This window comes from Polynucleobacter sp. AM-26B4, assembly GCF_018882285.1.
Classification (GTDB): domain Bacteria; phylum Pseudomonadota; class Gammaproteobacteria; order Burkholderiales; family Burkholderiaceae; genus Polynucleobacter.
The window spans coordinates 344,218-363,720 of the sequence record NZ_JACVOT010000001.1 but is presented as its reverse complement, the minus strand read 5'-3'; the positions used below and the strand labels follow the sequence as shown (position 1 = coordinate 363,720).

General features: G+C 45.3%; 23 protein-coding genes. 13 read left to right on the top strand and 10 right to left on the bottom strand.

From position 1 onward, the window contains the following. Positions 1-258: 258 nt before the first annotated feature. Positions 259-1,008: an electron transfer flavoprotein subunit beta/FixA family protein gene (locus tag ICE88_RS01805; protein ID WP_216248783.1), complete on the top strand. Its 750-nt coding sequence runs from the start codon at positions 259-261 to the stop codon at positions 1,006-1,008. Then, positions 1,009-1,950 (top strand): electron transfer flavoprotein subunit alpha/FixB family protein, encoded by a 942-nt coding sequence (locus tag ICE88_RS01800; protein WP_216248781.1) that lies wholly within the window; start codon positions 1,009-1,011, stop codon positions 1,948-1,950. Between the two features lie 12 nt (positions 1,951-1,962). Here ICE88_RS01800 and ICE88_RS01795 read toward each other — a convergent pair whose 3' ends face one another. After that, positions 1,963-2,406 (bottom strand): hypothetical protein, encoded by a 444-nt coding sequence (locus tag ICE88_RS01795; RefSeq protein ID WP_216248779.1) that lies wholly within the window; start codon positions 2,404-2,406, stop codon positions 1,963-1,965. A gap of 54 nt (positions 2,407-2,460) precedes the next feature. Further along, a complete protein-coding gene (locus tag ICE88_RS01790; protein WP_216248777.1) occupies positions 2,461-2,952 on the bottom strand; it encodes an META domain-containing protein in 492 nt (163 codons plus the stop codon). A 78-nt stretch (positions 2,953-3,030) separates the two neighbouring features. Here ICE88_RS01790 and rpsP point away from each other — a divergent pair, with 78 nt between their 5' ends. The 6 genes from rpsP (at position 3,031) to ICE88_RS01760 (ending at position 6,869) form a co-directional block, all read left to right on the top strand. Beyond that, positions 3,031-3,276 carry a 30S ribosomal protein S16 gene (gene rpsP, locus ICE88_RS01785; protein ID WP_216248775.1) on the top strand — a complete coding sequence of 82 codons (246 nt, stop codon included), beginning with the start codon at positions 3,031-3,033 and terminating at the stop codon, positions 3,274-3,276. A 26-nt stretch (positions 3,277-3,302) separates the two neighbouring features. After that, positions 3,303-3,869, top strand: coding sequence for a ribosome maturation factor RimM (rimM, locus tag ICE88_RS01780; RefSeq protein WP_255535160.1), 567 nt, complete (start codon positions 3,303-3,305; stop codon positions 3,867-3,869). Positions 3,870-3,887: 18 nt separating this feature from the next. Beyond that, positions 3,888-4,637 (top strand): tRNA (guanosine(37)-N1)-methyltransferase TrmD, encoded by a 750-nt coding sequence (trmD, locus tag ICE88_RS01775; protein WP_216248767.1) that lies wholly within the window; start codon positions 3,888-3,890, stop codon positions 4,635-4,637. Between the two features lie 78 nt (positions 4,638-4,715). Beyond that, positions 4,716-5,102, top strand: coding sequence for a 50S ribosomal protein L19 (gene rplS / locus ICE88_RS01770; protein ID WP_089515436.1), 387 nt, complete (start codon positions 4,716-4,718; stop codon positions 5,100-5,102). 91 nt (positions 5,103-5,193) lie between these two features. Continuing rightward, positions 5,194-5,928, top strand: coding sequence for a CoA pyrophosphatase (locus tag ICE88_RS01765; RefSeq protein WP_216248765.1), 735 nt, complete (start codon positions 5,194-5,196; stop codon positions 5,926-5,928). Continuing rightward, positions 5,925-6,869, top strand: a complete 945-nt coding sequence (locus ICE88_RS01760) for a CobD/CbiB family protein (RefSeq protein ID WP_216248764.1) — start codon at positions 5,925-5,927, stop codon at positions 6,867-6,869. The genes ICE88_RS01765 and ICE88_RS01760 overlap by 4 nt, the downstream gene beginning before the upstream one ends. Here ICE88_RS01760 and rsgA read toward each other — a convergent pair. Next, the gene (gene rsgA / locus ICE88_RS01755; RefSeq protein ID WP_216248762.1) at positions 6,847-7,806 is read right to left on the bottom strand and encodes a ribosome small subunit-dependent GTPase A; all 960 of its coding nucleotides are present in this window, start codon (positions 7,804-7,806) and stop codon (positions 6,847-6,849) included. The two genes, ICE88_RS01760 and rsgA, sit on opposite strands and share 23 nt — an antisense overlap. Before the next feature lie 4 nt (positions 7,807-7,810). After that, entirely contained in the window at positions 7,811-9,067 is a 1,257-nt protein-coding gene (locus ICE88_RS01750; protein WP_216248760.1) for a M48 family metallopeptidase, read from the bottom strand. 305 nt (positions 9,068-9,372) lie between these two features. Here ICE88_RS01750 and orn point away from each other — a divergent pair, with 305 nt between their 5' ends. Then, positions 9,373-9,957, top strand: a complete 585-nt coding sequence (gene orn, locus ICE88_RS01745) for an oligoribonuclease (RefSeq protein WP_216248758.1) — start codon at positions 9,373-9,375, stop codon at positions 9,955-9,957. 53 nt (positions 9,958-10,010) lie between these two features. Then, positions 10,011-10,892: an AEC family transporter gene (locus ICE88_RS01740; protein WP_216251709.1), complete on the top strand. Its 882-nt coding sequence runs from the start codon at positions 10,011-10,013 to the stop codon at positions 10,890-10,892. Positions 10,893-10,930: 38 nt separating this feature from the next. Here ICE88_RS01740 and mog read toward each other — a convergent pair whose 3' ends face one another. Next, entirely contained in the window at positions 10,931-11,569 is a 639-nt protein-coding gene (gene mog, locus ICE88_RS01735) for a molybdopterin adenylyltransferase (protein ID WP_216248757.1), read from the bottom strand. A 26-nt stretch (positions 11,570-11,595) separates the two neighbouring features. On the opposite strand from mog, the gene pmbA reads away from it, so the two are divergent. Beyond that, on the top strand, positions 11,596-12,948 hold the full coding sequence (gene pmbA / locus ICE88_RS01730) for a metalloprotease PmbA (protein ID WP_216248754.1): 1,353 nt from the start codon (positions 11,596-11,598) through the stop codon (positions 12,946-12,948). A 46-nt stretch (positions 12,949-12,994) separates the two neighbouring features. On the opposite strand, the gene ICE88_RS01725 is transcribed toward pmbA, so the two are convergent. Genes ICE88_RS01725 through ICE88_RS01715 form a run of 3 tightly spaced genes read right to left on the bottom strand, consistent with a single transcriptional unit; the run spans position 12,995 to position 15,371 of the window. After that, a complete protein-coding gene (locus tag ICE88_RS01725; RefSeq protein ID WP_216248752.1) occupies positions 12,995-13,474 on the bottom strand; it encodes a dihydrofolate reductase in 480 nt (159 codons plus the stop codon). 13 nt (positions 13,475-13,487) lie between these two features. After that, positions 13,488-14,282 (bottom strand): thymidylate synthase, encoded by a 795-nt coding sequence (locus ICE88_RS01720; protein WP_215291265.1) that lies wholly within the window; start codon positions 14,280-14,282, stop codon positions 13,488-13,490. A 12-nt stretch (positions 14,283-14,294) separates the two neighbouring features. Next, positions 14,295-15,371: an ABC transporter ATP-binding protein gene (locus ICE88_RS01715; RefSeq protein ID WP_216248750.1), complete on the bottom strand. Its 1,077-nt coding sequence runs from the start codon at positions 15,369-15,371 to the stop codon at positions 14,295-14,297. Positions 15,372-15,389: 18 nt separating this feature from the next. Between ICE88_RS01715 and ICE88_RS01710 the strand changes: the two genes are divergently transcribed. Further along, positions 15,390-16,958, top strand: coding sequence for an iron ABC transporter permease (locus ICE88_RS01710; RefSeq protein ID WP_255535159.1), 1,569 nt, complete (start codon positions 15,390-15,392; stop codon positions 16,956-16,958). Here the strand turns inward: ICE88_RS01710 and ICE88_RS01705 are convergent. Both ICE88_RS01705 and fdxA read right to left on the bottom strand, forming a co-directional pair. Continuing rightward, entirely contained in the window at positions 16,955-17,998 is a 1,044-nt protein-coding gene (locus tag ICE88_RS01705; RefSeq protein ID WP_216248747.1) for an NAD(P)-binding domain-containing protein, read from the bottom strand. The two genes, ICE88_RS01710 and ICE88_RS01705, sit on opposite strands and share 4 nt — an antisense overlap. A gap of 20 nt (positions 17,999-18,018) precedes the next feature. Continuing rightward, positions 18,019-18,342: a ferredoxin FdxA gene (fdxA, locus tag ICE88_RS01700; RefSeq protein ID WP_216248746.1), complete on the bottom strand. Its 324-nt coding sequence runs from the start codon at positions 18,340-18,342 to the stop codon at positions 18,019-18,021. 163 nt (positions 18,343-18,505) lie between these two features. On the opposite strand from fdxA, the gene ICE88_RS01695 reads away from it, so the two are divergent. Continuing rightward, positions 18,506-19,486, top strand: a complete 981-nt coding sequence (locus ICE88_RS01695; protein WP_216248744.1) for a D-glycerate dehydrogenase — start codon at positions 18,506-18,508, stop codon at positions 19,484-19,486. Positions 19,487-19,503: the final 17 nt, after the last annotated feature.

Here is a 19,503-nt window from a genome sequence, read left to right as displayed (position 1 = left end):
CAATCAGTAATTTCCTGATAATGTCTGAATCTCTATTCAGGATACTCCTATCAGCTTCAAGGATGGCGCCATGTCCTTCTGTGGCTAGGGTGTTTTGGGTATTGATTGGAAGTAATACTTTCTGATGTAAGAACTTTTTAGGCATATTAAAATAAGAGCATTAGACAAGTTATTAAGCAAACCCAGTCGGCAAGCTCAAAATAGTTTTAATTTTTGAAATGACTGGACTTTTGTTAACAATAAAAAATAAGAGTTTTTATGAAAATTTTGGTGGCTGTTAAACGTGTCGTTGATTACAACGTCAAAGTGCGAGTTAAATCTGATCAATCAGGCGTTGATATTGCAAACGTCAAAATGAGCATGAACCCATTTGATGAAATTGCGGTTGAAGAAGCTGTGCGCCTGAAAGAGGCCGGTCTTGCAACTGAAATCATCGCTGTTTCTTGTGGCTTAACTCAATCTCAAGAAACAATTCGCACAGCCATGGCCATCGGTGCCGACAGAGGTATCTTGGTTGAAACAGATGTTGAGTTACAGCCATTGGCAGTTGCTAAATTACTAAAAGCAATCGTTGATAAAGAGCAACCTGATTTAATTATCTTGGGCAAGCAAGCGATTGACGATGACAGCAATCAAACGGGCCAAATGTTGGCAGCTTTATTAAATATCTCTCAGGCGACTTTTGCTTCAAAAGTTCAGCTTGCGGATGGTAAGGCAACCGTTACTCGTGAGGTTGATGGCGGTTTAGAAACTATTTCAATTAAGTTGCCTGCTGTGATCACCACAGATTTACGTTTGAACGAGCCTCGCTACGTCACATTGCCTAACATCATGAAGGCGAAAAAGAAGCCATTAGATATTTTTAAGCCAGAGGATTTATCTGTGGATGTTACTCCTCGCATCACCACACTCAAGGTGGAGGAGCCTCCAGCACGGAGTGCTGGAGTGATGGTTCCAGATATCAAAACATTGGTTGATAAACTTAAAAATGAAGCAAAGGTGATCTAAATGACTATTTTGGTAATAGCAGAACACGACAACCTTTCTTTAAAGGCCGCAACTCTTAATACTGTTACAGCAGCTCTTACATGTGGTGGTGATGTGCATGTTTTGGTTGCTGGGCATCAAGCCGATGCCGCCGCTCAATCAGCATCATTGGTGTCTGGGGTGACAAAGGTCATTCATGTGGATGCGCCGCATCTACAACATCAGCTGGGTGAAAACTTGGCAGAACAAATCTTGGCTCTGACATCAGGCTCTGCTTATTCTCATGTCTTGGCACCAGCCACAGCGATTGGTAAAAATACTTTGCCAAGAGTGGCAGCAAAATTAGATGTGGCTCAAGTGTCTGATATCACCAAGGTGATCAGTGCTGATACTTTTGAGAGACCCATTTATGCAGGTAATGCAATCGCCACAGTTCAATCACGTGATGCTATCAAGGTGATCACTGTGCGCACCACTGGATTTGATCCAGTTGCCAATACTGGCGGTAATGCTTCGATTGAAAAAATTACTGCAGTGGCTGATTCAGCAATTTCTGCATTTGTTTCTAAAGAAATTAACCAGTCAGATCGTCCAGAGTTATCAGCCGCGAAGGTGGTGGTGTCTGGTGGACGTGGTTTGGGCTCTGCAGAAAAGTATCAAGAATTGCTTGAGCCTTTAGCTGACAAGCTGGGGGCTGCTTTGGGTGCCTCTAGAGCAGCGGTTGATGCTGGTTATGTTCCGAACGATTATCAAGTAGGGCAAACTGGAAAAATCGTGGCGCCTCAGCTCTACATTGCTGTTGGTATTTCAGGAGCGATTCAGCACTTGGCTGGTATGAAAGATTCCAAAGTGATCGTTGCGATCAACAAAGATGCTGATGCTGCTATTTTCAGTGTGGCTGATTATGGCCTGGTGGCTGATTTGTTCACAGCAGTTCCAGAACTCATCAAAGAGTTGGGTTGATCCTTCGTTTATCTATTGCTGAGATATCTTTTTAGCAGCCTCAAATTGACTGAGAAAGTGTTGCTCGAAGGCAATCGCCAAGCCAATCATCAAAATGGCTGCGCCAATCATCAAAGAAGCGATCACGCACAAAATAACCAACCAGCCTGATGCACTTTTTTGTCCACTGTTGGCATTGAATTGAGCATCCCATTTTTCATCAGGCCGCAAACCAAATACGATGGTGGTTAGCCAGCTGGCTTCCAGTGCAATAAATCCAGCGGCTGCCAGAATCCAACCGAGGGCAGAGGACATCTCACTGGCACCCAATAATTTCCAGCCCAAGATGCCTGCAAATAAACTGACCATTTGTAACCAGGCCCATGGACTACCAAGACCTTTTAGATAAAAGACATTGAAACCGGTGCCTGGAAAAAAAAGACCCAAGGCGCAAAAGAGAAGTTTGTTTTTATGCATGGACTTATTGTATTGATTTAATCGGTCAGCGTTAAAGCGCCTGTATCAAATCCCTTAGTTTTTAAGTGAAAAACTCAACACTTCATTGTCGCGGGTCATGATCAAGAGTCGATCGCCATCTCGTACCATGCTTCGATAGTTAGCCAGATGACTCAAAAACTTATATTCCAAGTCACTCGCGGCAGGATCACAAGCTTTGCGGGTGCTGGCTATTTTTTCTATGACAAAGCCTTTATCCCCCACCTGAACTTGAGCTGTATAGAGATTACAGCCAGAGTGGCCACTGACAGATTTACCATCAGATGAAAAGTTGAGGCTCAGCTGGGTCTTATTTTCACCATATGGGATTGATCTTTGGCGGGTTTTCCCATCGTTGGGGCTGGTGTAGTGCCACCTGATCAAGGTCCATTGGCTGGCTTGCACATCTTGGATGGCAGGGGCGTTCACGGCGTTACAGGGCGGTATGACTTGGGCGCAGGCACCCAACAATAAGCTGGAACTGGCCAAGAGTGTCAAAAACAGGGTCGATGGTCTTAAATTAGTCATGCTTACCTTTAAATTTTGGTCTTCTGGGCAATTCTGCGATAGAATACGTGGTTTATTTCAGCATTGTAAGGAAATCACATGGTCGTCATTCGACTCGCACGTGGCGGTTCTAAAAATCGTCCATTCTTTAGCATCGTAGCTACAGACAAACGCAATCGCCGTGACTCGAACTTTATCGAGCGCATCGGTTATTACAATCCTAGCGCAGTGGAATCTGAACAAGGTTTCCGTGTTGCTCAGGATCGTTTGACTTATTGGCAAGGTGTTGGTGCTCAGTTGTCACCAACAGTAGCACGTTTACTTAAGGGTGCTCCTAAGGCCTAAGTAAGTCTTGGTTGATGGAGGCTCTCATGAGTACTGCAATGAAAAGTACTGCAACGAGTTCTCCATCTGACCTAGTTCTTGTCGGGCATGTGCTCGACGCTCAAGGGATCAGAGGTTTGGTGAAAATCAAGCCTTATTCAAAAGAGCCCTTAGCTTTATTCTCAGCGCCGCTTGTTTGGTTATCTAAGCCCCCAGCCTTGGCGGACTTAGCACGACCTATGGCAGTTAAAACTGCCAAAGAACACAGTGGGCAAATCCTTCTTGGTTTAGAAGACATCAATGATCGTGATCAAGCCCTTGCCATCAAAGGCATGGCTGTTTACGTCAGTCGTGCCGACTTTCCTGAAGAGGAAGACGATAGTTTCTATTGGGTCGACTTGATTGGTTTACCTGTGATCAATGAGCAAGGCCAAACATTGGGCTTGGTTGTTGACCTGATGGACAACGGGGCGCAATCTATTTTGTGTGTGCGATTTGAAGGACAAAAAGAAGATCGTTTGATTCCATTCATTGAATCTGTCATCAAATCAGTCAACAAAGATGCCAATGATCCAGAACGTCAAATCGTTGTGGATTGGCAGTTGGACTGGTGATTTCTTTATGATGAAGCCATGCGTTTTGACCTTGTAACCATCTTCCCTGAAATGTTCTCTGCATTGACCTCTTGGGGGATCACGAGCAGAGCTTTTGAGCAGGGTTTGGCCAGCATCCACACATGGAACCCAAGAGACTTCACGCAAGACGCTAGACGAACTGTTGATGACCGCGCCTATGGCGGTGGTCCTGGCATGGTCATGATGGCAAAGCCCCTTGAGGACACCCTGGATGCTGTGGCAAAAGACCAAGAAAAATCGGCCAAAAAAGGCCCGGTGATCTTGTTATCTCCTCAAGGTGAGCAATTTACTCAGAAAAAAGCCAAATATATTAATGATTTAGGCGTTGTAACCCTCTTATGCGGGCGTTACGAGGCCATTGACCAGCGTTTGGTGGAGCGCCGCGTCGACGAAGAGCTCAGTTTGGGCGATTTTGTGGTTTCTGGGGGTGAAATACCCGCCATGGCGGTGATGGACGCCGTGATCCGTTTGATCCCTGGAGCCCTTGGAGATGCTGATTCTGTGGCCCAAGATAGCTTTATGGAGGGGCTTTTGGACTGTTTTCACTACACCAGGCCCGAAAATTATGAAAATTTATTGGTTCCGGACGTGCTTTTATGCGGACATCACGCTAAAATAGCGGATTACCGTCGGAAACAATCTTTGGAGCTGACGTTAAAGCGACGACCTGATTTAATTATTCAGGCACGTCAGCAAGGCTTGTTGAGTTCTGCAGATGAAGCTTTTTTAGCCTCTTTGCAAAAATAAGACAGGGTTTTAAACCGCATCCTCTACCAAGTCCGTTTATTCGGAATACAACGTTGGTACGATGCTATAGGAGTTGTAATGAACATTATTGAATCAATTGAGCAAGAAGAGATTGCTCGTCTAACAGCCAACAAAACGCTACCTGCGTTTGCACCTGGCGATACAGTTGTTGTAAACGTTAACGTGGTTGAAGGTACTCGTAAACGTGTGCAGGCTTACGAAGGTGTTGTGATTGCTAAACGCAATCGTGGTTTGAACTCAAGCTTTATCGTTCGCAAGATTTCATCTGGCGAAGGTATCGAGCGTACATTCCAAACTTACTCACCATTGATCGCTAGCGTTGAAGTTAAGCGTCGCGGTGATGTACGTCGTGCTAAGTTGTACTACTTGCGTGATCGTTCTGGTAAATCAGCACGTATCAAAGAGAAGCTACAAGCTCGCACAAAGGAAGTTGTGGCTGAGTAATCAGTTTCAACTTTTATACAAAGGCAGCTTAGGCTGCCTTTGTGCTTTTTAGGCCACTAAAAAATATCCGGCTTCAGATAAACTAGAACTCATGTCACGTTCAAGCGATCGCTCACCTAAAACCACGGGGACTTCTCAAGCTATTTTCGACCCAAGAGAAGTGCCGATTGTGTCGCGCGACAGCCATATGCCTGCGATTGAGCAAGCTTTGTTAAAACCCGATGCATTGCGCTTGAGGTTTACCCAAGAGAAGCATTGGAAAGCTGAGGTGACCGATGAGAATCGGGCGGCCTTGGCCAGAGAGGGGTCGGTCAAGGCAGGTCGTGGAAATGAGCTGACGCCTGCTGCAGTATTGATTCCACTGATCATGTATGAGAATGAATTAAAAATCCTCCTCACACAAAGAACGGCCCATTTGCATGATCATCCAGGGCAAATCAGTTTTCCTGGAGGGCGCTCGGACCCAGGAGACACTTCAGCCATAGATACAGCTTTACGAGAAGCAGAAGAAGAGATTGGACTGCCAGCTAACAGAGTTGAAGTGCTCGGTTCATTGCCCCATTACTTGACCATCACAGGCTATCAAGTGACCCCTGTGGTGAGCTTGATTCATGCAGGACATTCTTACCAGCCTGATGAATTTGAGGTGGCTGATATTTTTGAGGTGCCAATGGCTTATTTGATGAATCCACATCATCATGAGCAAAGGATGTGGGAAAGCCCACAAGGCTACCGTCGTTTTTATGCAATGCCCTATGAAAATAAGTTCATTTGGGGAGCAACTGCGGGTATGCTACGGAATCTTTATCACTTTTTAAAAGCATGACATTTTTCTCACTACTCTTCGCTCTGATTGCTGAGCAATACAAGCCAGTTGAAAAAAATCACTGGGTTCATCGCATCACCCATGGTTGGTTAGATTTCATTGTCAAAAATATCGACACTGGTGCAGAACGCAGTGGTCGTTTGGCCTGCGTGGCTGCGCTGATTCCTCCAGTTGTTTTGGTCTTGGCCATCCACATTGTTTTGCTCGCTACGCAACCAATGTTGGCGTTCATTTGGAGTGTGCTGATTGTTTATTTATTTTTAGGATTTAGACAATTCAGTCATCCATTCACAGCCATTCATGAAGCCTTACTTGAGCGTGATCTAGATACTGCACGACAACTGCTTGCTGAGTGGCAGGGCGCAGGTGTTAACACTGAAACCATGAGCGAATCTGAGGTGATTCGTTTGACTCTTGAGCAAGCCATCATTGGCGCTCACCGCCATGTCTTTGGACCAATCTTTTGGTTCATGTTGCCTTTCGGCCCTGCTGGTGTGGTTTTATATCGCTTAAGTGAATTAGCCGCGCAACGTTGGCCTGCGCAGGCAAGTAGTTCTCTAGGAAGCGCAGCCAGAAGTTTATTCCAGATCATTGATTGGATTCCTGTGCGTTTAACTGCGATTGGCTTTGCCATTGTGGGTAATTTTGAAGACGCGATTTACGGCTGGCGCTTTCATTTGCGTAAATGGAGCAATGAACTTGAGGCCATCATTTTGGCTGCGGGCGCCGGTGCATTAGGAGTTCGTTTAGGGGCTCCACTACCTGAGCCAGACAGTGATGAAGCTTTGCGCATGGCTGAATCAGGGGAGCCACCTATTTATGATTTAGGCATTGAAGCTTCTTTGCGCAGTTTGCGTTCTGCTGTTGGTTTGGTTTGGCGAGCAGTGATTCTTTGGCTAACGCTGATTGCTTTGATGACTATTTCAGTTTGGCTTGGATAGCATCTGCGTTGTGAGATTCATGGCGTAATTGACGAAATAAATCTACTCGCTGGGCTGAGATAGTCCCAGCATCCACAGCAGATCGAACAACGCAGCCAGGCTCATCACCATGGCTGCAGTTATGAAACTTGCATTTCCCTAGCAAGGGTCTGAACTCAATAAAAGCATGTTGAAGCTCACTCTCTGAGAGATGAGCTAAACCAAATTCTTGAAACCCTGGTGAATCAATCAGTGCGCCAGCAAAAGACTTGGTAGAGGTGCTTTCTTTTGCAGGCGGTAAATCGTAATAACGACAAGCAGTCGTGGTGTGTTTGCCACTGTCTAACTTCTTCGAATGTTCTTGAGTTTGAGCTGCCGCATCAGGAATCAATGCATTTAATAGCGTGGACTTGCCCATGCCTGATTGACCAACCAATACTGATACGCGACCCTGAACATGCTGTAGTAAAGCCTCTACTGATGCAAGATCGTGTTTCACAGACATTTCGTGAACAGGGTATCCCATCGCAATATAAGGCTCAAGCATCTTGCGCGCAGCTGGTAACTTGTTAGGCAGATCGCATTTATTGAGAATGATTCGAGGGATGATGCCTGCAGTTTCAGCGGCAATCACTGCGCGACCTAAAAGGTCTGGCGAAAATCCTGGTTCAGTGGCAAGTACGATCAAGATCTGATCGACATTGCTGGCTATTGATTTACTTTTATAAGCATCTGAACGATACAAAAGATTTTTACGTTCAAGAATTTTTTCAATGACCGCTTGCTCAGGCCCAGTTTCTTGAACTTCCAAGATATCGCCAACCGCACCCAAATGTTGTTTGCCGCGGGAGGTGACTTGATACAAAGCTTGTGGACTGATATCCGCTTCACCCTCAATTGCTCTGGCCAAATAATGTCGACCATAGGATGCAACCAGGAGGGCTTTGAATGATTTCATCAAACTATCTTACCGCCATGCTTTGCAAATGAGCAATGCGCAAAGGAGCTGGTGGGTGAGAGTCATAAAACTTTGAATACAGCGGATCCGGTGTGAGCGTTGCTGCATTGTCTTGATACAACTTGACCAAAGCAGTGATCAGATCATTCGCTGATGATTTTTCAGCAGCAAAAGCATCAGCCTCATATTCATGTTTGCGAGAGCCCATGCTGTTGATTGGCGTTAAGAAGAAGCCAAACACAGGTAAGACCAAGCTGAACAATGCCAAGGCCAAACCAGCGTTATAACCGTTCATGTCTGGAGTAATTCCGAGGCTCAAGTAGAACCAAGCTTTGGTTGAGATCCATCCCAATAAGGCGAGCACTAAAAAGCTCAAAGCAAACGATTGAATCAAACGCTTACGAATATGTTGGCGTTTGAAGTGTCCTAATTCATGAGCCAAAACGGCTTCAATTTCTTGCGGGTTTAAACGCTCGATCAAAGTATCAAAAAACACAATTCGTTTGGCCTTGCCCATGCCTGTGAAATAAGCGTTGCCATGAGCACTGCGCTTGCTGCCATCCATGATGAAAAGACCTTGACTGGTGAAGTCGCAACGCTTGAGCAAGTCTTCAATGCGATCTTTTAAAGGACCATCTTCTAAGGGTTTAAATTTATTGAATAGAGGGGCAATGAAAGTGGGGAATAACCACAGCAACAATGCATTGAAGCCTACCCATACAAACCAAGTCCAGACCCACCAATACTGACCTGCTTCAGTCATCAGCGTCAGAACCACCCACAAGAGCGGCAAGCCGATGGCAAGACCCAACAAAATGCCCTTGAGCATATCTGCGAAGAATAGAGCTAGAGTCATTCTGTTAAAGCCAAATTTTTCTTCGATGCCAAATTGACGGTGCCAAGAAAATGGCAAATCAATGATGCCTGTGATCAGGCTGATTGAAACCAATAAAGCCATTTGCTGTGGGATGCCAGGTCCCAATAAATCCAAAGTGAAGTTATGCAGCTGCTGTAGACCGCCCAGCAGGGTGAAGCCAATCAAAATAGCCACTGATAAGGCGATTTCAAATAAACCAAGACGTAATTTGGTCATGGTGTAGTCGGCTGCTTTGTGGTGATCGGTGATTGTTACTTTGCTGGCAAATTCTGCTGGAACCTGATCGCGATGCAATGCAATGTGTCGCATATGGCGAGAGGCCAAGTAGTAACGAGTTGCAACACTGAGGGCTAAGCCCAAAAGAAAGATCAAAGTGAATGTCATGAGTTCGCTAAAAATGTTGAGAATCCAGTTAAAGACTCTAAATAATTAGGCTATTTTTACACAACTATGACATCGGGTAATAAAGGACCTACTGGTATGCAAACATTGAAAAATGAGCGGTGTCCCGATTGAAAATCTCTTCAAATTCTTAAAATAGGACAATTACACCGCAGGTGTAATAATCACCAAAATGCTGTTTTATTGAGGGAAATACTCGTTTTGCATGAAATCTCATGAAACTCAATAAAATCAGATGATTGATAGCAATGATCAGCAGTACAAATAACAGGAATCAGTAAAGACAAATGAGCACAACCAGAAAAAACGATCGCTTGGTGTGGGTGGATATGGAGATGTCAGGTCTTCAACCAGAAACAGACCGTATTTTAGAAATTGCCATGATCGTGACCGATGGAGATTTGAACATTGTTGCTGAAGGACCTGTTTTGGTGGTCCACCAAGAAGACGCTGTTTTAGATCGCATGGATGCTTGGAACAAAGGCACGCATGGTAAATCTGGTTTGATTGATAAAGTGAAGGCATCTACCTTGACTGAAGCCGATGTTGAAGCAGAGTGCTTGGCTTTTTTAAAGCAGCATGTGAAATCAAGTATTTCTCCGATGTGCGGTAATACCATCCATCAAGATCGCCGCTTCATGAATCGTTACATGCCTAAGTTGGAAGCTTACTTCCATTATCGAAACATTGATGTTTCAACCATTAAAGAATTATGTAAGCGCTGGCAACCTGAAATCGCTAAAGGCTTCTCAAAGCAGCAGGCCCACACAGCCTTGGCTGACATCATTGAATCGGTAGAAGAGTTGCGCTATTACCGAGAAAAACTATTCATTCCAACCATTGGTGATGAGCCAATCGTTGAGGGTAACTAAATAAGCAACAAAACAATTTAATCAATAAAAATATGCTTTCTCAAGACGCCAATATGTTTTTAAGAATCGCCGCCATCATCACGCCAGTGGTGTTGATCATTTTGGTGGGTTGGTTGTATGGGCGTAAAGCTCACCCTGACATGTCAGGCATCAATCGTGCAACGCTGGATGTGATTGCGCCACTGTTGGTTGTTTCTGCGTTTGTGAGCAAAGACTTTGAATTATTAGATCAATGGAGTTTGTTGTTGTGTGGTGTTGCTGTTGTTTTAGGCTCAGGTATTCTGGCCTGGCCGATTGCCAAGATATCTGGCATGGATCCCAAAACATTTGTGCCTCCGATGATGTTCAATAACTGCGGCAACATGGGTTTGCCTTTGGCAGTGTTTGCTTTTGGTACTGCTGGCCTTGCTCCTGCTGTGGCATTGTTTGCGATTTCTAATTTGATGCACTTCACTTTAGGGGTCAAGCTGGTGAACCCCAAAGCATCAGTCAAAGGTGTATTCGCAAATCCGATGGTGATCGCCACCATACTGGGCGTCTTCCTTTCAAGCACCAAACATCTTTACACCTTGCCAGAGCCTTTGTATCAATCAATCAAATTATTGGGTGATGCCACAGTGCCTTTGATGTTGTTTTCTTTGGGTGTGCGAATGAAGGATGCCAATCTGAAGCATTGGCGTGAAGGATTTTTAGGCGCTGCGATTTGCCCAATCGTGGGTTTGACTGTCGCATTGATCATTGCACCTTTTGTAGAAATGACAGATCTTCAAAAGGGTCTTTTATTTGTGTTTGCCAGTTTGCCGCCAGCGGTTTTGAATTTCTTGGTGGCTGATCGCAATAAACAAGATCCTGAACTTGTTGCCTCGATTGTTTTGCTCGGCAACTTATCAGCCATGATCTTCGTGCCTATTGGCTTGTACCTTGGCTTGAGATAAGAAGCTCAAGCCAAGTCAAATTTGCTAACTGCGTTAAATTATTTTGCTCTGATTGCTGATTTAGGGCGGAATGCTTTGATCACAGTTTCATTGGTCTCTACATAAGGACCGCCAATCAAATCGATGCAGTAGGGCACGGCTGCAAAAATACCTGGAACGATAGCTTTGCCATCGGCATCCTTCAAGCCCTCCAAGGTTTCTTGAATCGCTTTTGGCTGTCCTGGTAAATTGATGATCAAGGCTGCATGGTTTTCAATTTCTCGAAGGGCGGCCACCTGCCTGGACAAAATAGCTGTAGGAACGAATTTAAGGCTGATTTGGCGCATTTGTTCTGCAAAGCCTGGCATCTCTCTACTCGCAACAGCCAACGTTGCCTCGGGCGTCACATCTCTTCTAGAAGGCCCTGTGCCTCCCGTGGTTAAAACCAAGTCACAACCAACCTCATCCACGAGTTCTTGGATGGTTTTAGAAATCAATTCTTTTTCATCCGGAATCAAACGAGACTCCATGTGCCAAGGGGAGGTCAAGGCTTTGGCAAACCAAGATTCAAGGGCCGGAATGCCTTCATCTTGATAAACCCCGCTGCTGGCACGGTCTGAAATTGAAATTAAGCCAATCCAAATTTCATCTGGATGTTGGCGTTTTGTATTTTTAGTATTGGTATTTTTTGCACTCATACGTCAATTCTAGCTATGATTGCGGAATGTTTTCACATTCACCCACACAATTACAAGAATTAGTCTCTTATTTATTGGCTGAAGCCAAGGCTTTGGGGGCCACAGATGCCGCCGCAGAGCTTTCTGAGGGTAGCGGTTTATCGGTCTCGGTGCGCAAGGGCAACATTGAAACCATTGAGCAAAATCTTGATAAGCAAGCAGGTGTCACGGTGTTCATTGGTCAAAGACGCGGCAATGCTGGGACCAGTGATTTTTCAAAAGAATCTCTCAAGGCCAGCGTGCGAGCAGCTTTTCACATTGCGCAGCACACCGCTGAAGATGATTGTGCTGGATTGGCTGAAGCCGATCTACTAGAAAAAAATCCCAAAGATTTGGATCTCTACCATCCTTGGAACATCAATACTGCCGAAGCTGTAGAAATTGCCAGAGATGCTGAGCGTGGTGCTTTTGCCGTGAGTAAAAATATCACCAACAGCGATGGGGCAACAGTGTCTGCTCAGCAGTCACATTTCATGTTGGGCACTAGCAATGGTTTCATGGGTGGCTATGCCATCTCTCGTCATTACATTGCCTGCACTCCTATCGCCAGTGCAACAAGCAAAAAAGGCGCTGCCATGCAGCGTGATGATTGGCACACAACTGCTCGCGCACCAGAAGACATGGCCAGACCAGCCGACGTTGGTGCTTATGCTGCCAAAAGAGCTTTGGCAAGATTGGGTGCACGTTCAATCTCGACCAGAAATTGCCCAGTTTTATTTGAATCACCATTAGCGGTTGGTTTGGTGGGTGCTTACGTGCAGGCCACCTCTGGAGGAGCTTTGTACAGAAAGTCCAGCTTCTTGCAAGATAGTTTGGGTAAAACCATTTTTCCTAAACACATTGATTTATTGGAAGAGCCGCACATTCCTCGTTTAACAGGCAGTGCACCATTTGATGAAGAGGGTGTGAGAACACGTTCGCGCAAAGTGATTGATGCAGGTGCTGTGCAGGGTTACTTCTTATCCACTTACTCTGCTAGAAAGTTGGGCATGCAAACCACTGGTAATGCTGGTGGCTCTCATCAATTGCAATTCAAAAGCCGCTTAACAAAACCATCTGATGACTTGCCAGCCATGTTGAAGAAAATGGGCACTGGTTTATTGGTCACTGATCTCATGGGTCAAGGTGTTAACTACGTGAACGGTGATTACTCACGCGGAGCGTTTGGATATTGGGTTGAGAACGGTGTGATTGTTCATCCCGTTGAAGAAATCACGATTGCCGGTAACTTAAAAGACATGTTCAAGCAAATCGTGGCCATTGGTGCAGATACTTTGGTGCGTGGCACCAAAGAGACTGGCTCAATACTGATTGAAAATATGACGGTGGGTGGTCGCTAATTCAGCAATCAATTGCTTGCTGGATTTAACTAAGCAGGCTGACTGATTAGAGCTTGCTGGTGTAGGTCACAAAGGCGTAAGCCAAAGTACCATTGTTGTGCTCTTCTCTTGAAACTTCTTCCCAGAGCATGTCGTCGACATCAGGGAAAAATGCATCGCCATCAATCTCGATATCCACTTCAGTGATGATGAGTTTATCGACATACATCAAAGCTTCATCATAGATTTGTGCGCCACCGATGATGAAAGCTTTCTCAACACCAGAGCAGGCATCAATCGCATCTTCTAAAGATGTGAATGTTTCTGCGCCTTCAGCTTTGAATTCTGGATTACGGCTCACAACAATATTGCGTCTGCCAGGCAATGGGCGACCCAACGATACCCAAGTGTTGCGACCCATGATGATCGGGCAGCCCAAAGTGGTATTTTTAAAGTGCTTGAGATCTTCTGGTAAATGCCAAGGCAGTGTGTTGTTCACACCAATCACACCATTTTTAGCGCGCGCAACAATGATGGCTAATTCCACAGCAATCCTTTGATTAAATGGCTACAGGAGCTTTGATAGGGTCGTGGTGTTGATAACCAACGAGTTCAAAGTCTTCGTATTCGTAATCAAAAATAGAAGCCGGTTTGCGGCGAATATTTAGTTTTGGCAAAGGCAATGGCTGACGCGATAACTGGAGGTTCACTTGCTCCATGTGATTGGAATACAAGTGGCAATCGCCGCCTGTCCAAATAAACTCACCAGGCGTTAAGCCAGCTTGCTGAGCAATCATGTGAGTCAACAAGGCATAGCTGGCAATATTAAAAGGCACGCCCAAGAAAATATCAGCGCTGCGCTGATAGAGTTGGCAAGACAACTTACCGTCAGCCACATAAAACTGAAAGAAAGCATGGCAAGGTGGTAAAGCCATGCGCGGAATTTCAGCAACGTTCCAAGCTGAAACAATTAAACGACGTGAATCAGGATTATTTTTAATCTGATCCATCAACTGACTGATTTGATCAACGTGTTCGCCATTGGGTGCTGGCCATGAGCGCCACTGATAGCCATAAATTGGACCGAGTTCACCATCTTCTTTGGCCCACTCATCCCAAATACTCACACCACGTTCTTTTAACCAATTGTTATTGGTACTGCCTTGTAAAAACCAAAGCAATTCAATGATGATGGATTTGAGGTGTAACTTTTTAGTCGTTACAACAGGGAATCCTTCTTGCAAATCAAAACGCATTTGATGGCCGAACACTGAAACAGTGCCCGTGCCAGTGCGGTCTGATTTGTGGGTTCCTTTGGCCAAAACATGGCTCATGAGATCTAGATATTGCTGCATATCAGAATTCTACTACTTGCTAAAAGTAACCACGTGATCGGCCACTAATTTAATGCCGATTTTTTCGCCAATCGCATGATTATGGTGACTTGGCACCATGGTCAGCAGGCGTTGGCCAGAGTCAAGTTCAACTGTGTACAAAAAGTCTCCACCACGGAAGGCTTTGGTGATCACTTCGGCTTGAAGCGGGCTGTCATCATCGTGAACAATGTCGTCTGCACGCAGAAGCACATCCACTTCTTCATTTGGCAAGCCATAGCTTGCTTGAGGGAGGGGTAGCAAGCCCAATTCGATTTCTACTGAAGGACCTGGTTTGGTGACTCCTGGAACAAATACACCGTAACCGACAAAGTCAGCAACAAAGCGCGTAGCAGGACGGTGATAGAGGTTGTAGGCGCTGTCCCATTGGACTAAGCGACCATCGACCATCACACCCACATCATCGGCAATGGCAAATGCTTCAAATTGGTCATGTGTGACCAATAACGCTGTTGTGCCGTTGGCTTTGAGAATGTCTCGGACTTCACCAGCCAAACGCTCACGTAAATCCACATCCAAATTGGAGAATGGTTCATCCAAAAGCAATAACTCTGGTTCTGGGGCCATGGCGCGAGCCAAGGCCACACGTTGCTGTTGACCGCCAGACAATTCATGTGGGTAACGATCACCAACATTATTAAGGCCCACGCGTTCTAGCCATTCTTCTGCTTTGTGCAAGGCTTCTTTTTGACTCAATTCTCTTAAACCAAAAGCCACGTTCTGAGCATTGGTTAAGTGAGGAAACAGGGCGTAGTCTTGAAAAACCACGCCAACCCGCCTTTTTTCTGGGGCGATTGAGAAATTTTTTGAGCTAACAATTTGCTTATCAAGCGTGATGGTGCCATTTTGAATAGGCTCAAAACCACAAATAGCTCGCAAAACTGTTGATTTGCCACACCCTGAAGGCCCAAGCAAACAGCCAATCTTGCCATGGTCTAAATGCATGCTCAAGCCTTGTATGACATGGTTCCAGCTACCAGATTTTTCACCTGGATAACCCACATCAATGGCCTCAATATCTAAATGAATTGGTTGCGTATCGATAATCATTCTTATAATTATCCCATCTTGCGACCACGAATAACACCCATACTCCTATCTTTGGTATTGGCTTTGCCAATATTGGGGATTTTTGCCGCATTGCTGAGCCCTCAGTCCAGCAGTGGTGATGTGCTTGCACACCTTTTAACCACAGTCTTGCCAGGGTATGCCTGGACCACCTTGGTGCTGGCTTTAGGGGTGACCGTTGGTGTTGCCAGCATGGGCATCATCACCGCCTGGTTGGTGGCTACCTGTGAGTTTCCGGGTAAAAGAATCTTTGAATGGGCGTTGATTTTGCCTCTGGCCATGCCTGCTTATGTGATGGCTTATGCCTACACCGATTTCTTTCAATTCTCAGGTCCTATTCAAACACTGTTAAGAGACTTGTTGGGCGTCGATCGCTTGCCTTGGTTCCCAGAACCAAGATCTCTGTGGGGAGCCATTTGTGTCTTGAGCTTGGCTTTGTACCCATATGTTTATCTTTTGTGTCGCACAGCTTTTTTAGAGCGCAGCCCTCGTTTAATTGAAGCAGCACGAACATTGGGCGCTGGACCTTGGGGAGCTTTTTGGCAAGTCGCGTTACCGATGGCAAGACCTGCCACCATGGCAGGGGTTGCTTTGGCATTGATGGAAGCAGTGGCTGATTACGGTGCCATGTCTTACTTCGGCGTGCAAACCATGACCACTGGTATCTACAGAGCTTGGTTGAGCATGGGTGATCGCATGGCAGCCGTGCAATTATCTGCCGCCTTGTTGGGCATCATTTTTTTACTGCTACTGTTAGAACACGCCAGTCGTCGAAAAATGCGCTTTGCTGCGAGTGGTCAACGCTTTAGACAAATCAAACCTTGGCGCTTGCAAGGAAGAAAAGCTTTTTGGGCAAGTTTGGCCTGTTTGTTGCCTTTGTTGTTTGGTTTTATTTTGCCGGTCATCATCATGGCGTATTTGGCCATTTCAAGCGGTGAGAGTTTGAACGAACGTTATTGGAATTGGTTAGGCAATACCATCGGCTTATCCACACTCACAGCGATTTGTGCTGTTGCCATTGCGGTGTGGTTGGCCTACAGCGCAAGACTTGCAAAAGGTGGATTGCAGCAAATGGTGAATCGTATGGTCAGCTTGGGATATGCCGTGCCAGGAGCTGTTTTAGCGGTCGGTATTTTGGTCTTATTGGGGCAGCTTGATATTGCTTGGTTGATTTCTGGTTCAGTGGTGGTTTTGGTTTATGCGTATCTAACTCGCTTTTTATCTTCTAGTTTGCAAACAGTGGAAGCTGGCTTGAGCAAAATCACTCCAAGCATGGATGCCAGTGCCATGAGTTTAGGATCTGGTCGCTGGGAATTATTAAAAAAAATTCATTTGCCATTGTTGCGCCGCAGTTTATTAACAGCTGGCTTACTTGTGTTTGTGGATGTTATGAAAGAGTTGCCAGCGACATTGGTGCTTCGACCATTTAACTTTGATACCTTGGCAGTTGTGACATATCAACTGGCGTCTGATGAGCGCTTGGCTGAAGCAGCGTGGCCAGCATTGACGATTGTGTTGGCAGGTCTTCTGCCGGTGATCATTCTATCGAGAGCAATGTCTAAAGACTAAGCTTGTGGCGTGACGCCAAGAATCTCATGCAGTTTGGGTGAGGTGGTTGTGTATTGCAGATGTATTGCTTGCCCAGGATAAACATGAGCAGCGCATCCATAAGCAGCCAAAGTTGCTTCATGAAAACCACACACGATTAATTTCTTTTTTCCAGGGTAGGTATTGATATCGCCCACGGCAAAAATACCAGCAGTGCTGCTTTGAAACTTTTCCGTATCTACCAATACCTGTTTATTTTCTAAATCAATGCCCCAATCAGCAATAGGTCCTAACTTTGGTGATATCCCAAGTAAAGGAAGAAGGGCATCTAAAGGCAGGTGATGCGTTTGCCCATCAAAGTCTGTGACTTCTAAGCTGCTTATTTTTTCGCCACTTGCTTTGAAATTGGCGACCTGTCCTACTTGAACCTTGATCAAGCCTTCGGCGCATAATTTTTGAAAGCGCTGAATCAAAGACTCTTCAGCTTTAAAAACATCGCGTCTGTGAACCAAGGTGACGCTTTTCGCAATCCCAGCTAATGCAACAGCGGCCTCTAGGGCAGCAGTTTCCCCACCATTGATCACAACATCTTGCTGGGCAAATTGTTTGGCTTGCTTGAATTTATAAAAGACTTGCTTGCCTTCGTAAGCGTCAATGCCAGGCAATGACAATTTGCGAGCTTTGAATGCGCCCACACCCGCAGAAACAACGATGACTTTACTGATGAATGATTCTTGCGATGTCTGCACATCAAAACGACCATCGGCACGTTTTTTCACCAGAGTGACTTCTTGATTGAAATGAGAGGGTGTTTGTAGAACTTTGATTTGCTCTTGCAAGCGATCAATTAATTCTTGACCGGTACAAAATGGAATGCCGGGAATATCGTAAATGGGTTTGTCAGCGTAGAGTTCAACGCATTGACCGCCTGCCTGAGGCAGGGCATCAATTAAATGAACTTTGATGCCCAATAAGCCTAGCTGAAATACTTGATAAAGACCTACCGGTCCTGCGCCGATAACAATTGCATCTGTCTCAATGGGTGCTTGTTTATCAGCCACAGGATCTTTCTAAAGATACTTTAGCGAACTAATTCGCTTAATTTATTTTTCTTATCTTTCCAGTCGTCTGCATCAGCCAAGCCTTCTTTTGACTTGGTGATTGAAGGCCATTTGGCGGCGAGCTCAACGTTGAGTTTGATGTAAGCCTGTTGATCACCTGGCACATCATCTTCGGCATAAATGGCATTGACTGGGCATTCTGGAACGCAGACGGCGCAATCGATGCACTCATCAGGATCAATGACCAAGAAGTTAGGACCCTCACGGAAACAATCGACTGGGCAAACATCAACGCAATCGGTGTATTTACAACGAATACAAGCTTCAGTTACAACATAAGTCATGGCATCAATCTCAAAGAAGACGAAAACCGATATTTTATCTTAGACGGGGCAAAATATTGCAGATAGCCTTATTCTTAGCCGTGTCATCGGCATTTCTATGTGATTTAAATCAATGACATACAATAAAGAAAATCAATAAAACGTATAAAAATAGGAGACAAATATGTCACAAAATGCACAAAAACCGAAGATTTTGGTGGCGCGCGCCATTTTTCCAGATCTTTTGGCTGAATTAGAGAAGGTCGCTATTGTTCAATCAAACCAGGACGATCACCTTTGGAATGCAGTTGATTTGAAAGCTGCTTTGGCCGATAAGGATGCGGCGATTGTGTCAGGCGGTGAGCGCGTTGATGCAGATATTCTGAAGGCTTCCCCAAATTTAAAAATTGTTTCAAACATTGCAGTCGGTTACAACAACTTAGACATGCCAGCATTTAAGGCGGCCAATGTGATGGCCACGAACACACCGGATGTGTTGACAGATACCACAGCTGATTTTGGTTTCACTTTGATGATGGCAACAGCACGTCGTGTCACTGAAAGTGAGCAATGGTTAAGGGCGGGGCATTGGGGTAAGTTCTCAATTTGTGATGCGCCACTATCCATGGATATTCATCACTCGACTTTAGGCATTATGGGCATGGGTCGCATTGGTCAAGCAATTGCCAAGCGTGCGCGCGGTTTCAATATGAATGTGACTTACTTCAATCGTTCACGTTTGTCTGAGGACTTGGAAAAAGAATGCGGTGCTACTTATGTTGATCGTGAGACTTTGCTCAAACAATCTGATCACATTATTTTGGTCATGCCTTACACCCCAGAGAACCATCATCTCTTTGGTGAAAAGGAATTGAATTTAATGAAACCGTCTGCAACCCTTGTGAATATTGCGCGTGGCGGCATCGTTGATGAGTTGGCTCTTGCCAAGGCTCTTAAAGAAAACAGAATTTTTGGTGCAGGCTTGGATGTGTTCGAAGGTGAGCCGAAAGTGATTCCAGAATTATTGGCATTGAAGAATGTGGTGTTAGCTCCGCACATGGCGAGCGCTACAGAGAAAACCAGAAGAGCGATGATTCAGTTAGCGATCAAAAATTGTTTGGCTGGTTTGAATGGTCAAACGCCACCAAATTTATTGAAAGCTTGAAGCTGGAATGATTTAAA

Excerpts from the sequence above, each read along its gene's own strand:
- ICE88_RS01805 (WP_216248783.1), top strand. The coding sequence starts at position 259 with ATGAAAATTTTGGTGGCTGTTAAACGTGTCGTTGATTACAACGTCAAA.
- ICE88_RS01800 (WP_216248781.1), top strand. The coding sequence starts at position 1,009 with ATGACTATTTTGGTAATAGCAGAACACGACAACCTTTCTTTAAAGGCC.
- ICE88_RS01795 (WP_216248779.1), bottom strand. The coding sequence starts at position 2,406 with ATGCATAAAAACAAACTTCTCTTTTGCGCCTTGGGTCTTTTTTTTCCA.
- ICE88_RS01790 (WP_216248777.1), bottom strand. The coding sequence starts at position 2,952 with ATGACTAATTTAAGACCATCGACCCTGTTTTTGACACTCTTGGCCAGT.
- rpsP (WP_216248775.1), top strand. The coding sequence starts at position 3,031 with ATGGTCGTCATTCGACTCGCACGTGGCGGTTCTAAAAATCGTCCATTC.
- rimM (WP_255535160.1), top strand. The coding sequence starts at position 3,303 with ATGAGTACTGCAATGAAAAGTACTGCAACGAGTTCTCCATCTGACCTA.
- trmD (WP_216248767.1), top strand. The coding sequence starts at position 3,888 with ATGCGTTTTGACCTTGTAACCATCTTCCCTGAAATGTTCTCTGCATTG.
- rplS (WP_089515436.1), top strand. The coding sequence starts at position 4,716 with ATGAACATTATTGAATCAATTGAGCAAGAAGAGATTGCTCGTCTAACA.
- ICE88_RS01765 (WP_216248765.1), top strand. The coding sequence starts at position 5,194 with ATGTCACGTTCAAGCGATCGCTCACCTAAAACCACGGGGACTTCTCAA.
- ICE88_RS01760 (WP_216248764.1), top strand. The coding sequence starts at position 5,925 with ATGACATTTTTCTCACTACTCTTCGCTCTGATTGCTGAGCAATACAAG.
- rsgA (WP_216248762.1), bottom strand. The coding sequence starts at position 7,806 with ATGAAATCATTCAAAGCCCTCCTGGTTGCATCCTATGGTCGACATTAT.
- ICE88_RS01750 (WP_216248760.1), bottom strand. The coding sequence starts at position 9,067 with ATGACATTCACTTTGATCTTTCTTTTGGGCTTAGCCCTCAGTGTTGCA.
- orn (WP_216248758.1), top strand. The coding sequence starts at position 9,373 with ATGAGCACAACCAGAAAAAACGATCGCTTGGTGTGGGTGGATATGGAG.
- ICE88_RS01740 (WP_216251709.1), top strand. The coding sequence starts at position 10,011 with ATGTTTTTAAGAATCGCCGCCATCATCACGCCAGTGGTGTTGATCATT.
- mog (WP_216248757.1), bottom strand. The coding sequence starts at position 11,569 with ATGAGTGCAAAAAATACCAATACTAAAAATACAAAACGCCAACATCCA.
- pmbA (WP_216248754.1), top strand. The coding sequence starts at position 11,596 with ATGTTTTCACATTCACCCACACAATTACAAGAATTAGTCTCTTATTTA.
- ICE88_RS01720 (WP_215291265.1), bottom strand. The coding sequence starts at position 14,282 with ATGCAGCAATATCTAGATCTCATGAGCCATGTTTTGGCCAAAGGAACC.
- ICE88_RS01715 (WP_216248750.1), bottom strand. The coding sequence starts at position 15,371 with ATGATTATCGATACGCAACCAATTCATTTAGATATTGAGGCCATTGAT.
- fdxA (WP_216248746.1), bottom strand. The coding sequence starts at position 18,342 with ATGACTTATGTTGTAACTGAAGCTTGTATTCGTTGTAAATACACCGAT.
- ICE88_RS01695 (WP_216248744.1), top strand. The coding sequence starts at position 18,506 with ATGTCACAAAATGCACAAAAACCGAAGATTTTGGTGGCGCGCGCCATT.